General features: G+C 66.8%; 11 protein-coding genes. 6 read left to right on the forward strand and 5 right to left on the reverse strand.

Going from position 1 to position 13,904, the window contains the following annotated elements; translation table 11 throughout:
* Window positions 1–77: 77 nt before the first annotated feature.
* Together VLR48_RS00740 and VLR48_RS00745 are read right to left on the reverse strand one after the other, a co-directional pair.
* Complete coding sequence (locus tag VLR48_RS00740) at window positions 78–5,636, reverse strand: alpha-2-macroglobulin family protein (RefSeq protein WP_325289940.1); 5,559 nt, start codon at window positions 5,634–5,636, stop codon at window positions 78–80.
* 79 nt (window positions 5,637–5,715) lie between these two features.
* Window positions 5,716–6,249, reverse strand: coding sequence for a hypothetical protein (locus tag VLR48_RS00745; RefSeq protein ID WP_325289941.1), 534 nt, complete (start codon window positions 6,247–6,249; stop codon window positions 5,716–5,718).
* A gap of 381 nt (window positions 6,250–6,630) precedes the next feature.
* Between VLR48_RS00745 and VLR48_RS00750 the strand changes: the two genes are divergently transcribed.
* The gene (locus tag VLR48_RS00750) at window positions 6,631–7,278 is read left to right on the forward strand and encodes a hypothetical protein (RefSeq protein ID WP_325289942.1); all 648 of its coding nucleotides are present in this window, start codon (window positions 6,631–6,633) and stop codon (window positions 7,276–7,278) included.
* A 250-nt stretch (window positions 7,279–7,528) separates the two neighbouring features.
* Here VLR48_RS00750 and ald read toward each other — a convergent pair whose 3' ends face one another.
* Window positions 7,529–8,641 (reverse strand): alanine dehydrogenase, encoded by a 1,113-nt coding sequence (gene ald, locus VLR48_RS00755; protein WP_325289943.1) that lies wholly within the window; start codon window positions 8,639–8,641, stop codon window positions 7,529–7,531.
* 266 nt (window positions 8,642–8,907) lie between these two features.
* On the opposite strand from ald, the gene VLR48_RS00760 reads away from it, so the two are divergent.
* The 5 genes from VLR48_RS00760 to VLR48_RS00780 all read left to right on the forward strand — a co-directional run bounded on the left by VLR48_RS00760 (window position 8,908) and on the right by VLR48_RS00780 (window position 12,905).
* Window positions 8,908–10,581, forward strand: a complete 1,674-nt coding sequence (locus VLR48_RS00760) for a hypothetical protein (protein WP_325289944.1) — start codon at window positions 8,908–8,910, stop codon at window positions 10,579–10,581.
* A 108-nt stretch (window positions 10,582–10,689) separates the two neighbouring features.
* On the forward strand, window positions 10,690–11,283 hold the full coding sequence (locus tag VLR48_RS00765; protein WP_325289945.1) for a Uma2 family endonuclease: 594 nt from the start codon (window positions 10,690–10,692) through the stop codon (window positions 11,281–11,283).
* A gap of 829 nt (window positions 11,284–12,112) precedes the next feature.
* On the forward strand, window positions 12,113–12,262 hold the full coding sequence (locus VLR48_RS00770) for a hypothetical protein (protein ID WP_325289946.1): 150 nt from the start codon (window positions 12,113–12,115) through the stop codon (window positions 12,260–12,262).
* Window positions 12,263–12,294: 32 nt separating this feature from the next.
* Entirely contained in the window at window positions 12,295–12,471 is a 177-nt protein-coding gene (locus VLR48_RS00775) for a hypothetical protein (RefSeq protein ID WP_325289947.1), read from the forward strand.
* 47 nt (window positions 12,472–12,518) lie between these two features.
* Window positions 12,519–12,905, forward strand: coding sequence for a DUF3775 domain-containing protein (locus VLR48_RS00780; RefSeq protein ID WP_325289948.1), 387 nt, complete (start codon window positions 12,519–12,521; stop codon window positions 12,903–12,905).
* A 274-nt stretch (window positions 12,906–13,179) separates the two neighbouring features.
* Here the strand turns inward: VLR48_RS00780 and VLR48_RS00785 are convergent, their stop codons facing one another.
* Both VLR48_RS00785 and VLR48_RS00790 read right to left on the reverse strand, forming a co-directional pair.
* The gene (locus tag VLR48_RS00785; RefSeq protein ID WP_325289949.1) at window positions 13,180–13,617 is read right to left on the reverse strand and encodes a S24/S26 family peptidase; all 438 of its coding nucleotides are present in this window, start codon (window positions 13,615–13,617) and stop codon (window positions 13,180–13,182) included.
* Window positions 13,614–13,904: SPASM domain-containing protein (locus VLR48_RS00790; RefSeq protein ID WP_325289950.1), on the reverse strand; the 291-nt coding region annotated here is incomplete at its 5' end. The genes VLR48_RS00785 and VLR48_RS00790, both read right to left, overlap by 4 nt.

The raw sequence follows: 13,904 nt of genomic DNA on the forward strand, positions 1-13,904 counted from the left end.
TGTTTGAACATGCTGTTTCCACCGAAGCAACCCACCGAACCGCCTCCCTGCCTCAAATCGCACGTCGACACGGCTACTCAGCGCACCGGCAGCGCAACCTCGACCCTCCCCGCATCCGTCCACGCCCGGCGTTGCGGGCGGTACATGTCCTCGACGGTCGCGGCCGGGTGGCTGAAGACGCCCGGCGATACGGCACGCAGCCGATAGGCGAGCTGGAAGCGGGTCGGTGCCTTCGGACCTCGATCGACGGCGGCGACGAAGCGGTCGGCGCGGAACTCGAGATGCTCGGCGGTCTGTTCCAGGCCCAGCCAGGCGATGTCGGCGATGTCGCCGGCCTTGATGAGACTGGGGTTGTCGATCTCGAAGCCGGCGGGGAGGGGGTCGTCGACGATGAGTCGCGCTTGGCGCTGGGCGTCTGCGCTGACGGTGATGACGGCGACCATGCGATCGCCTTGGGTGACGGTGGAGGGGTCGATACGGCGGCCGTCCAGGTCGTAGTAGGCGCGCTCGATCCGGTAGCCGTCGCCGCCGGCGGGCTCGGGTGTGAGCGGGATGCCGCCGACGCTGACGAGCGCCTCCAGCGGACGTTGGCCCGCGTTCGCGACGATCAGGGGCAACGCGGCGGCGGTGTCGGCGCCGAGTCGGCTGAACCAGGGGCCGCTCCAGGGCTCGCCCGCGAGTGTCAGTTGCGGTTTGTCGGCGCCCTGCATGAGGGCTCGGGCGGCAAGCAGCAGCCAGGCGTCGTCCTGCGTGCTGGTGTCGGTCGCGTTGACCCAGCCCTGTTCCAGACGTCGGGCGAGGGCCTGTAGGTCGACCGCGCCGGTCGCGCTCTCGGCGGCGAGGGTCAGGACGGCCGCGCCGTCGCGCAGGTCGGAGCCGAAGTCGGATCGCCAGGCGCCCTCGTCGTCGCCCTGCTCCAGCATCGCGACCGCGGCATGGAAGACCGTATCGGCACGCGGACGGTCGCCCATGAGGGCGAGCGCCGCACCGAGCTGGGCCTTGGCCATGGGTGTGGAGAAGGCGTCGAACTTGGTCTCGGCGTAATAGCGCAGGTCGCCGATGGCGGCGCGACCGTTGCGGGCGAGGACATAGAGCGCGTAGGCGATGTCCTCGCCGCCGCTGCTGAAGTCCGGCACATAGGCGAGCCGGTTGCGCAGGTTGTCGAGTGCCATGTCGAAGGCGCGATCCGGCACCTCGTAGCCTTGCTCGCGGGCACGGGTGAGGAAGTCCGCGACATAGGCGTCGAGCCAGCCGTCGTCACCGCCCGCGCCCCAAAGTCCGAAGCTCCCGTTCGAGGCCTGGTTGGCCAGCACCTCGCCGATCGCCTCGCGCACGCGTTCGCGGATCTCGGCGTCGGTCCCGAGCCCGATGGCGGTTGCCACCTCGTTGAGATAGAGCATGGGCAGTGCGCGGCTGGTGAGCTGCTCGGTGCAGCCGTAGGGGTAGCGATCCAGGCCCGTCACCAGTCCGGCGACGTCCAGCGGTCCGGCGCCCGTGATGGAGACGGCGAGCGCTCCGGTGCCGGGCAGCATCTCGGACCAGGCCGAGGCGTCGAGGCGCAGCTCCCCGCCCGGGGCCAGATCCACGACCGCATTGCGCGAGACCAAGGGGGCGTTGGAGCGGACCGGGATCCGCAGGGTCTTGGTTAAAGCCTGGCCGTCGGGTGTGCGCAGGACCAGCTTCAGGTTCTCGTCGCCGACCGAAACCGCTTCGATGGGGATCTGCACGACGGCACGTCCGCCCTGCGCCAAGCTCAATGTCCGCTCGGTTTGGTCGGCGGGAATGCGGACATGCCCGCCTTCGGTCGCGACCGTCAGGGTGACCTCGCCCGCCGGTCCGTCGACGTGGGTCAGCTCAAGCAAGAGGCGCGAGCGGTCCTCGGGCGCGAGGAAGCGCGGCAGGCTCGCCATCATGACGACCGGATCACGCACCACGAGATCCTCGACCGCGTGGCCGACGCCTTGCTTGGACCAGGCCATCGCCATGAGCCGCAAGGTGCCGTTGAAGTCCGGGAGGTCGAAGGCGACGGTCGCCCGGCCTTGGGCGTCGAGACGGGTGATCTCGGACTGAAAGGCGACCAGATCCTCGGTGGGCGGCGGGCCTTCGAGCCGGATCATGGCGCCGTCGCCGCCGGAGCGCACCGCGCCGGGCACGCCCTGCATACGGTCGATGAGCTGGCCGTAGAGGTCGCGGACATCCATCCCGAGACGGCGCTGACCGAAGTACCAACGATCCGGCGCGGGCGATTGATAGCGCGTTAGGTTCAGGATCCCGAGATCGACCGCGGCCAGGGTCACGTAGACCGGCTCGCCGGCCGGGGCGTCGGCGACCTGAATCGGGATTTCGAGACGCTGGCGCGGGCGGATCACGCCCGCGACGGGATCAAGGCCGAGCGTGACATCGAGCCGTCGATCGCCCGGATCCACCCCGGCCCAGGTCAGCCCGATCGCCCGTCCGGGCATACGTCCGGCCTCCAGATCCATCGGCCGGTAGAGCGTGGCCGCCACGTAAGCGCCCGGCCCCCAAGCGCGAGTGACGGGCAGCTCGACGGTCGCACCGCCCTCGTGGACCTCGACCATGCGCATCTCGATCAGCCGATCGTCGATGACCATCACCAAGGCCACGCCCGGGAAACGCGGCTCGATGCGCGCCTTGAGCGTCTCGCCGATCCGATACTCGGCCCGATCGAGCGAGACCTTGAGCAGATCCGGGGTGTCGACGGCGCGCGGTGCAACATACCAGCCGGCCTCGAAGTCGAGATCCACGGGCAAGGCCGTCACGTCCGGGCCTTCGACACGCAGACGATAGCCGCCCCACTCCACACGCGCCTCGATCCGCGCGACACCGGTCGCGGCGTCGACCTGGCTCGGCTCCAGGGTGCCGGAGGCGACGCGTTGGGTCGAGACGACCGACTCGTATTTCCAGCTCCCGTCGGACTCGTACCATTGGAAGTCGGTGGTCAGACGCGAGAGTGTCCAGCGTAACCCTTCGGTCGGCCGGCGCTGGCCGCCGGAATCGCCGGCGGCATCGATCAGGATGATCTCGAACCCGGCATTGCCCCCCTCCTCCACCGCGTCCTCGAACAGGGGTTTCACACCGATACGGGGTTGGCGGGTCGCGACCGGCAGGGTCAGGCTGCGCTCGACCGGGCGCCCGCTGCCCTCGATGAGACGCACGCGCAGATCGGCTTCGAGCGGTCGGCTGGTGGGCGGCAGATCGGGCAGTTGCAGGGCGATGTCGGCCTTGCCTTGGTCGTCGGTCCGGGTGGTCGCGAGCGGTTGGCCGACCGGCTCGACCGGCTCGCTCGCCAGACCGAATCGGAACCCGGGAAACGCGGCGAGGCCCTGCGCGGGCTTGACCTGCACCTCGCCTTCGACCGCGACACCCGCGGCCGGTGCGCCGAAGAGGAAGCGGGCATCCAGGGCGATCTCGGGCAGGTCGTCGGGATCCAGGGTCTTGACCGGACTCTCCAGCTCGAAGGCGAGACGCTCGGGCTCGAAGTCCTCGACCAGGAAGGTGACCTCGGCCAAGGGCGGGGCCTTGGGGTCGCTGTATGTCGCCGCGCGCCAGGTGCCGCGCATGGCGACGCGGCTGAGGTCCAGCGTCGCACGATAGCCGCCGAGACCCTGATCCTGCGCCAGGAGACGGCCGTGCTCGACCCCGTCCGGGCGTTTGAAGATGAAGGTGATCGGCAGATCCGAAACGGCGTCGGCCTTGGCATCGCGCACCAAGGCGGTCAGCTGGACGGTCTCGCCGGGACGATAGGCGCCGCGCTCGGTGACCAGATAGACATCGAGCGGCTGGGGCGAGGGCCGACCCGTCACGCCGCGGTCGCTCAGATCGAAGGGGGTCTGGGTGAGATCGAGAAAGCCATAGTCGCCGTCTGGCGCCTCGGCGACGAGGACGGCGGGGGCGTTGCCGCCGGTACCGCGCAGCAGACCGGGCTCGAAGCGGGCATGGCCTTCGGCGTCGGTGATCGCCTCGCCGAGGATGTCGTCGTTGAGTGCGACCAGGCGCAGCTTCACGCCGGCGACCGCCTCGGCGCTGGAAAGCGAGCGCACCAAGGCGTGCAGGCCGTCGTTGCCCGAAAAGCTCGCAAGCCCGAGGTCCGAGACCAGGAACCACTGGGTCGCCAGCGCCTCGGGCGCCTGCATGGCGTTGTGAGGCGTGGCGGTCATGGCGTAGACGCCGGGCCGCAGATCCTCGACCAGCTCCCCGACCGGCACCGAGGTGGTGACCTCGCGATTGAGCCGTCTGTCGGCCGAGGGTTTGACCTCGACGTGGCCGCTCCAGATCGCCTCCCCGGAGCGATCGGCGATCTGATTCGCGTCCCAGGTCGAGAGCTGCTGGCGGAATCGGCCGCTCGCGACCGCAGAGCCCAAAGCGCGGTCACCGATACGATAGACCGCGGCGTCGATCCGATCCGTGTTCACCGAGACGACCGGGATCGCCGGATCGCCGCCCGCGGGCAGCACGTAGGCACGCCCGAGGAAGCGGACCATCGGCGCGCGGTCGCGCACGAAGATCTCCAGATCCGAGGTCTTGGCCAGCGTCTCCCCGTCCGCCGCCGGGAGGCCGGCGCGGACCTGGATGCCGTAGCGCGCGCCGTGCTCGACGCCGTCGATACAGATCTGGCGCGCCTCGATCTCGATCGGCAGGTCGGTGCGGTCGGTCACCCGCACGAAATCGGCAAGCTGGCCGCGGTCGCGGGCGAGCGGGTCGCTGAATTGCAGACAGATGCGGGGGCTCGCCGCATCCGAGTCGACCTCGTGGCCGGTGACCCGGAAGCCGTGCTCGCCGATCATTCGGTCGTAGTCATCGCGAACGGAGGCGTCCTCGACCAGCGCGAGCGAGGCCCGCAGCGAACGGATCGCGGGGCGCCAGTCGTCGCGCTCGGCGAGGGTACGGGACAGCACCGCCAAGGCATCGGCGCGTTCGGCGACCGCAGCGGAGTGCCAATAGGCGTTGACGGCCGCCGCGGTCGCGTCCTTCTCGAAGGCTTGCCGCGCCTGCCAGTCGGAGGGTTCGGCCGCCATCGCCGTGCGGGCAAGATCGAGCCAGAGTGCGCGGTCGTCGGGCGCGAGACGAAGGGCTGCGGCATAGAGGTCCGCCGCGCGCACCGGGTTGTTCGCGGCAGCCCGCGCGGCCTCGGCGGCCACGGACGCGGGCGATTGATCTCGGGGTGGGGCCTCGGCGATGCGCGCCGCCAGCTTACGAGCCGCATCCAGCTCGGCGCGCGGGAGAAAGCGCAGCTCGGCACTGCGGGTCGCGGCACGATCCGGGGGCGACACGGCCGCCTGGCCGATCCGGACGCGACCGGAGACGGCATCCGGGAAGGGACGCGCGTCGGAGGCGGACGCCTTGAGGAAACACCAGCCCGCTTTGCTGTTGAAGGTGAAGGCGCTGCACCGGGCGTCTTGCAGACAGGCGTCGCGGCAGGCTTCGAGATCGATGCCTTTGAGCGTCTCGTAGTCCCCGCCGAAGTAGTCCATGCCCGGGGTCAGGAGGATGCTGCGCTCGCCTCCTTCGGCCGCTTCGCTCGGCGTCGGCCAAGCCGTCGAGAAGGACGCTGCCAACAGACCCGCCAATAGACCCGCCGATAGACCTTCAGGCAAGCGAGGCAAGGAACCGAGCATGACGACACTCCTGTGGTCACCGACACCGGTGGGTCCGGGCAACTCTAGTGCGCGTTCCGCCGGAGGTAAAGGGAATGGCTCAGCGACGACAGGAGCGCAGCTGTGCCCCGTAGGTCTTCGCTTGCTGATCCACGCGGCGCGCGACTCGCACCAGCCAGTCCTTCTTTCGATAGGTCCCGCGCTGGAAGCCGCGATGACCCTCGTGGTAGGCGAGGTACTGACGGTAACCATCGGATTTGGGGATGCCGAGGGTACGTTGGCTAACGTCCGTGTACCAGCCGACGAAGTCGGCGGCATGGTCGAAATTGGTCCGCTTGGCGCGCCGATTGCCGGTCTGCTCCCGGTACCAGTCCCAGGTCCCGTCGATCGCCTGCGAATAGCCGTAGGCGCTGGAGACGCGCCCGGGCGGCCGGGCGTCGTGTCGGAAGCTCGACTCGGCCTGGATGATGGCCAACTGCACCGGGATCGGGGTTCCCCATTTGCGCTCGGTCTTTTTGGTCGCCTTGTACCAGCTCGGGCGCTCCTTGAAGATGGCGCAGGCGTCGAGCGGTTTGGACGGTGGAGCCGGCGCGGAGGCGCAACCGCCTGCGAGCGCGGCCGCGATGCCGAGCATGGTCAGGGTACTCGAACGCACGCGCTGCGACGCGGTCGACCCGACGACGCAGCGCAGGCACATCGACCCCGCAGCCCTGGCCTTAGCGGCCACCGAAATGCCGGAATTCGCGCGGTTCAAGCCTGGTCGTGCGGTCTCGGCGCGCCGGTTGCCTTCACCGCTCACCTCCCCGCACTGACCCCTTCCAACGCGCGCGATCCGTCCGACAGCCACACTCGGAGAAGCCCAAGATCGCCGGACGTACTCGAAAAATCCTGCTGAAATTCCCTTAACACTCATCGAAAGTAAGGGTTAATATCCGGTTGCTTGACACATTCGACGAACCTCCTGACCGGGGGATGCGTCGATCACTCGCACACTGACCCGAAAGGAGGGTTCGCCATGTTCAAATCCAAAGACGCTGTCTCGACGGAGACAGCGAAAAAAACCAAAAGTACCGACCAGGGCTCGCTGATGATGGCTCTCTTGCCCTCGGTCATCCTCTATGCCGCCGCCATCGTTCTCATCGCACTCACCCGCGACGATGAGACAGGAACCATACCCTACTGGGAGACCTTCGTCCCGGTGGTCGCCTTCATCTCCTTGCTCTCGGGCTTCGGACAGGCCTATGTCCGCGATCAATCCTACCTCTTTTACACCTTGAAGCAGGTCCTGCACTGGGGGGTCGTGATCGGTCTGCTGTGGCTGCTGCACACACACGGCGTGCGCGCTGCGCTCGACGATCAGAAATACCTGCTGGTGCTGCTCTACCTGCTCGGCCTCGCGACCCTGCTCGCCGGCCTGCACATGGATTGGAAATTCGTCTTCTTCGGCGCCTTCCTGGCCTTCTGTACCTACATCCTGGCCGCCCCGGAGAATGTCGCCATCCTTGCCCCGATCGGGGAGACCTTCGGCATCGCCGACGCGCAAGACAAACCGATGGCCATGATGATCGGCACCGCCGTGGCCGCCTTCCTGGCCAGCACCCTGGTCCTGATCGGGATGCGCGGCGCCATTCTGTCCAAGCGCGTGAGTGCGGCTAGAGCCTGAGGAGATCGGGTAAGCGTACGTTCGCGTCGGGCATCCGACGCGGCGTACCGATCCGATGGACCTTTCCGACGCCCCAACGACCCCGTTGTCCAACCGGGGCAAGCGCTGCCGCGGATCTGCGCGCCGGGTCGGCAAACGCGTCGCTGCAAGACGATACTCGGGGCGCCACGGGTCCGCAAGACGCCGGCATCGCCCTGCTCGATACCTCCCGACGTCCCCGTCATCTCGGCTTGAGAAGCGCCCTTCGGGATCACAACACCTCGGACGCCGGAACGAAGGGATAGCCAAGCGTCTCGGCCACCGCAGCATGCGTGACCTTCCCTTCGCACACATTGAGCCCGCTACAAAGATGCGGATCGTCCCGCAGGGCCGCACGCCAACCCTTCTCGGCCAACGCCAGCACGTAGGGGAGCGTCGCGTTGTTCAAGGCGTAGGTGGAGGTATGGGGCACCGCGCCCGGGATGTTCGCGACGCAGTAGTGAAGGATCCCGTCCACGACATAGGTCGGCTGATCATGCGTCGTCGGACGCGAGGTCTCGAAGCAGCCCCCTTGATCGATCGAGACGTCGACCATCACGGCCCCGCGTCGCATGTCGCCGAGCATCGCCCGCGTGACGATGTGCGGCGCCGTCGCACCCGGAATCAGGACCGCACCGATTACCAGATCGGCATCCCGCAGGGCGCTGTTCAGCGTCGCCCGATTGGAATGGACCACCCGCGCGCGCGACTCGAAATGCGCGGCCAATCGGTCCAGCACTGCAGGGTTGCGGTCGAGGATGGTGACATCCGCCTGCAGGCCGACCGCCATCTGCGCCGCGTTGAAACCGACCACACCACCGCCGATGATCAGCACCCTCCCCGGAGTCACCCCGGGCACGCCGCCGAGCAGCACCCCCCTTCCGCCGTGCGCGACCTCGAGGGCCGTCGCTCCGGCCTGCACCGCCAGGCGCCCGGCGACCTGGCTCATCGGCCGCAGGAGGGGCAGGCCGCCCGCGGCATTCGTGACGGTTTCGTAGGCGATACAGACGGCGCCCGAGGCGATTAGATCGCGCGCCTGCTCGGGATCCGGAGCAAGGTGCAGATAGGAAAACAAGACCTGCCCCGGACTCAGCCATGCCCGCTCCTGCGGCTGAGGCTCCTTCACCTTGACCAGCAGATCGGCCTGCCCGAAGACCTCCTCGGCCGTCGCACAGATCCGCGCGCCCGCGGCCCGATAGACCTCGTCGCTCGCCCCGATCCCGAACCCGGCCGCCGTCTCCACCAGGACGCGATGCCCGCGCTCGACCACCTCCGCCACCGACTCCGGCGACAGACCGACACGGTACTCGTGGATCTTGATCTCGCGTGGAACCCCGATAAGCATCCCGTCATCCCCCTGCGTCTCTGCCCCGATCACGCGCCCGCGACGGGCACGACTCAGCCAACAGGACGAAGATGGGGCAGTTTCGCCGCCGCGGGAAGAGCCTCGATCCGAGACGGCCATCTTGCAGTTCCGATTGACGAACTCAAGTTGACGAGCGCGGCGCCGAAACACCGGCGCGCGTGTTGCAGGACATCGCTGCTGCTCTCTCGCCACCACACGGGTGATGGCGTACCCTTCGGGCCTTTGTCGATCGTGAGAACGTAAACGTGACCGCCATTCGCAGCCGCCCTACCGGACGACCGGATCAACGCGGATTCATCGCCGCAATCGGCCATTGGCTCGACCGCAACATCCTCGAGATCGGGCGCGAGATGCGGCTCTCGTATCTACCCCCCTTGATGATCTACGTGGCCTACGGCATCCAGGGCCTGACCGCGATCGTCGGCACCTTCTTCGTCAAGGACTATCTCGGGCTGCCCGCCTCCTTCCTGGCGGCGCTGGCCTTCTGGGCCGGGATCCCCTGGGTGCTCAAGATGCCCCTGGGGCATCTGGTGGATCTGATCTGGCGCCATAAGGCGGGGCTGGTCTATCTCGGGGCGTCCATGCTCACCGGGAGCCTGCTGATCATGCTCGGCCTGCTGGCGGAGCGCGAGGCGATGGCCGCGGTGATGCCGGTGGAAGCCTGGTATGTCTTCGGCGCGCTGCTCGCACCGACGGGCTATGTGATTCAGGACGTGGTGGCGGATGCCATGACGGTCGAGGCGGTCCCTCGCGTCGACGCCGACGGCCAGCCGATCGATCGTGCGCGGCTCAAGCTGATGCACACCACCATGCAGACCCTGGGACGGATCGCCATCATCGGCGGCGGGGTGCTCGTGTCGGTGGCCAACATCTATCTCTTTGCCGGGGTCGAGGCCATGTCGGAGGCCGAGAAGGTCGCGACCTATATCCTGATCTACGAGATGGCCTTGGCGATTCCGGTGATCTCGGTACTCGGCGTCGCCCTGGCGGGCTTCATCAAACGCCGCGACCTGCGTCGGCTCGTCGCCAAAGGCTTGGAGGAGACCGACGCCAGAGCGCGCCTGGAACGACCGGCCCAGATCACCAAGCCGAATTGGTGGATCCTCGGGGGCAGCCTGGCCTTCGTGGTCTTCACGCTGGGGATGGGACTCACGGATGTGCCCTACAACCAGGAGATCATCTTCGTCGGCTCCATGGCGATCGTCCTCTTCCTCATGTCGCGACTGATGCGGGTGCTGGACGCCGAGGCACGGCTTTATCTCTTGGGCACGGCCATCATCATCTTCGTCTTCCGGGCCATGCCCGGACCGGGCGCCGGCCAGACCTGGTGGATGATCGACGAGCTCGCCTTCGACCAGCAGTTTCTGTCCGTGCTCTCGCTCATCGGCAGCACGCTCGCACTGGCGGGACTGTTCATCTTCCGACGCTTCATGGCCGAGCACTCCATCGCCCATGTCGTGGTCTTCCTGACCCTGCTCACCAGCCTCTTCTACCTGCCCATCGTCGGCATGTATTTCGGGCTGCATCACTGGACGGCCGCCGTGACCGGCGGCATCGTCGATGCCCGCTTCATCGCCATCGTGGACACGGCACTGGAGTCGCCGTTGGGCCAGGTCGCCATGGTGCCCATGCTCGCCTGGATCGCCAACTCGGCCCCGGACAATCTCAAGGCCACCTTCTTCGCCGTCATGGCCTCCTTCAGCAATCTGGCGCTCTCGGCGAGCCAGTTGGGAACCAAATATCTCAACGAGATCTTCATCGTCACCCGCGAGGTCAAGGATCCGATCAGCGGCCTGGTGAGCGTGCCCGAGGATTACAGCCAGTTGGGGGACTTGATGATCGCCGCCCTGATCATCGGCTTCGTTCTCCCGCTGACCGCGGTAGCGCTGGTCAAGCTGACGCGACTGCGCAGCGCCTGAGCCGCCGGAACGCCCCCCGGAGGTCTGGGCTCGCCTTGCAGCGGTCTTTCCGGGCCGCTATGTTCACGATGTCGCCATCCTTGATATGCGAAGACGCGAGGTCCCGCCATGATCACGAGAGCAACCGCACCCCGCCGGGCATCCTCGCTTGCTCGCGTCTTTCGCGTCTCGGTCACGGACTACCATCGCATGGGCGAAACCGGCATCCTCGGACCGGACCTGCGCACCGAATTGATCGACGGGGAGATTGTCGAGATGCCGCCGATTGGACATCCACACGCCGGGACCGTGAAGTTCTTGGCCAACCTCATGAAAGAAACCGTCGGTCGAGACGCGATCGTCGCGGTGCAGGATCCGGTGTGGCTCGACGATCACAGCGAGCCGCTGCCCGATATCGCCTTGCTGCGCCCGCGCCCGGACTATTATCGAAACGGACACCCGGGACCGGCCGACGTGCTCTTGTTGGTCGAGGTCGCCGACAGCAGCCTGGCCTACGATCGCGAGGTCAAGCTCCCCCGCTATGCGCGTGCCGCGATCCCGCAGGTCTGGCTCGTGGATCTCGCAGACCGCCGGCTTGCGATCTATCGGCAGCCGACCGCGGACGGGTACTCGGAGATCCGCACTGCAGACGACCTGAACGCAATCGCGTTGCCGCTTGGCGCCGATGTCCATCGGACGATCGATCTCGCAACACTCTTTTAGTACCCAGGGCGTTGCCCCGGGCTAACATCGGTCGCGCCTTTGGCGCTGGGTGATTGTCAGTTGATGATGATCGACAGGAACTACCCTGGACTGACACGGGGTCGCCGTTGGCGCTCGAACCAAACAGCCCCAACGGGGTTCACCACGTTAGCCCGGGGCAACGCCCCGGGATAGCGATCCGCAACCGGTCCAAGCCCTGAAGGGGCGACCTGGGCCATGACCGCAACAGACCAACCCAAGCCCGGAAAAGGCTGCCCAAGCCATGCCGCAATCCCTCGCCCGCTTTTGCCTGGCAAGCCGGTTACGGGGCATTCGCCGTTTCCGAATCCAACCTCGACGCCGTTCGTGAATACATCGCCAATCAGCGAGAACACCACTGCAAGAAAACGTTTCAGCAGGAATACATGCAATTTCTGGAACGGCATCGAATCGCATTTGATGAACGGTATCTGTGGGATTGAACGGGTATCGAAGGGGGACGGACGGGGGCGGACTGAATTTGCGACATCGCGGATACCGCCGATTCGGTCGCCCTTTCAGGGCTCAAATACCTTTGATCCGCTACCCAGGGCGTTGCCCTGGGCTAGCATTGGTCGCGCCTTTGGCGCTGGACGCATGCCGGACGTTGATGTTTGACGGGGCTACACCGGATTGCCTTCGGGGGCGAGTTGGCGCTAGCGTCAAACTGCCCCAACGGGGCCCTCCACTTTAGCCCGGGGCAACACCCCGGGATAACGATCCCCAACCGTTTCAAGCCCTGAAGGGGCGACCCAGACTCGACGACCAACCGGGGCGTCCGCGCTTCAATGAACCTCATAACTCCATCGGAATGCTGAGCCGAGACGATGGCGGCACATCGCGTCGGCGCGATCCCGGTCTTGGACGCTGGGAGATGGTCGGACGATTCACCGAGCGCGATCTACTCAACCGCCTGGTGGCCAAGGTTTTCAGCCTGCCGGCGTCGCGCTGTCTGCCGTGATGACCGAGCAGCCCAGAACCGTCGAGCCGGGGGTGTCGCTTGTCGAAGGCCTCGGCGTCATGACCGAGAATGGGCTCCGCCATTTGCCCGTGCTGGCCGGGAATCGGGTCTTGGATGTACTCTCCTGTCGGGATATCCTACCGGACGACTGGATCATGCGGGATCATTGGATGGTCGCCCGAGAGAAACCGAGTCTCGCCATGCGGTGAGCCTCGCGGCGATTCGATAGGTGGCCTTCAGGCGGAGAAACCCAATCGTGCTGCACATCCCCTTGGAATCGATCTGCGGCATCATCGACATGGCGCGGGAGTTTCAATCCAAGGAGGAGGTGGTCCTTCCGGACAACCCCTCCAGTCCGACGGAGGACTGGGCCTTGCAGGTCTTGGCCGACCACAGCGAGGACTACAGCGTACAGGCCATGACCGAGGCCATCGGCGAGATGAGCCAGCGCCAGCGCGCTGAGCTGGTGGCGCTCATGTGGATCGGTCGGGGAGACTACGACCTCGAGGAATGGGAGACGGCCGTAGACGATGCGCTCGGCGACTATTCCCTGAGGGCCGCCGCGTATCTGCTCGCGCACCCGATGGTCTCCGACGATCTCGAGGAAGGGCTGCTCGCGCTCGGGTATTCCTGCCAGGATTGAGTCGGTCAGAGCTGGATCCACCGCATCCGCCCGAGGTGACCTTGACGGCACGCGTGGCCCGATAGAGCGGCCATGGCAACCCAGGGCGCGGTCGCGAGCCCGACTTTAACGACGTTTCGTCGTTGCATCATAGCCCGTGTCGAGCTGTGATCGAAGGTGATGCCGATGCAACATCCGATGAGGCGATCGGGGTCAGCTAAATGGTGACCCCGTTAAGGCTTGGTGGCCCAATTCAAGGCCTATCCGGATTTTCGGGAGCTGGACCCCGGCGACGCTAGCGCAGAATCCGGCGAATCACATACCGCGCACCCCAGCGGCTGTAACGTCGCACCGCTTGCAGACGCTTGCCCGGTCCGACGTGATAAGCCCGGCCGGATTGGACTGCGACGCGGCCAAGCACACTCGCCAGGTCCACCAGTGGGTCGGGCCGCGTCCCGCGGTCGGCCATGGTCATGAGCTTCCACCTCCCCCGGGTGCGCACATAGCCCAGGAACCGATGCATCAACAGACGGTTCTGATGCGGACAATGAAAGGCGACGACATCGCCCGGGACGAACAGGCGGGAGCCCTCCATCCGGATCACCGCCCCGTCGGCCAGGTCGGGCTCCATGCAGCCACCGCTCACCCTTAGCGCGACCTCCACGCCCTCCGCCAGGGCCGAGGTCAGACAACCGTCGGGGCCGAGCAGGGCCTGGAGATATTTCGGGCTCATGGGCGCGCGCAGCTCCCGCAGCCCTTGCCGCAGTTCTCCTCCACCGCGAGGCAGAACAGCGGCGCGTTGAGCTGCCGCGGCTGCTCGCCTTCGACCCGCTTTTGCGCCTCCAGGCGCTCGGCGGCCTCGATCGCGCGCTGGCGGGCGCGGGTGAACAGTGGCGAGTGGTGCCAGATCTGCTCGATCGACTGCTCGTGCAGGTTACCGGCGCTCTCCTGCAGGTGCATGCACGCCTGCACATTGCCGTAGGGGTCGATGTCGACACCGGCGACACCCACACTGCAGGA

This window comes from Thiocapsa sp. (genome assembly GCF_035467215.1).
Lineage (GTDB): Bacteria > Pseudomonadota > Gammaproteobacteria > Chromatiales > Chromatiaceae > Thiocapsa.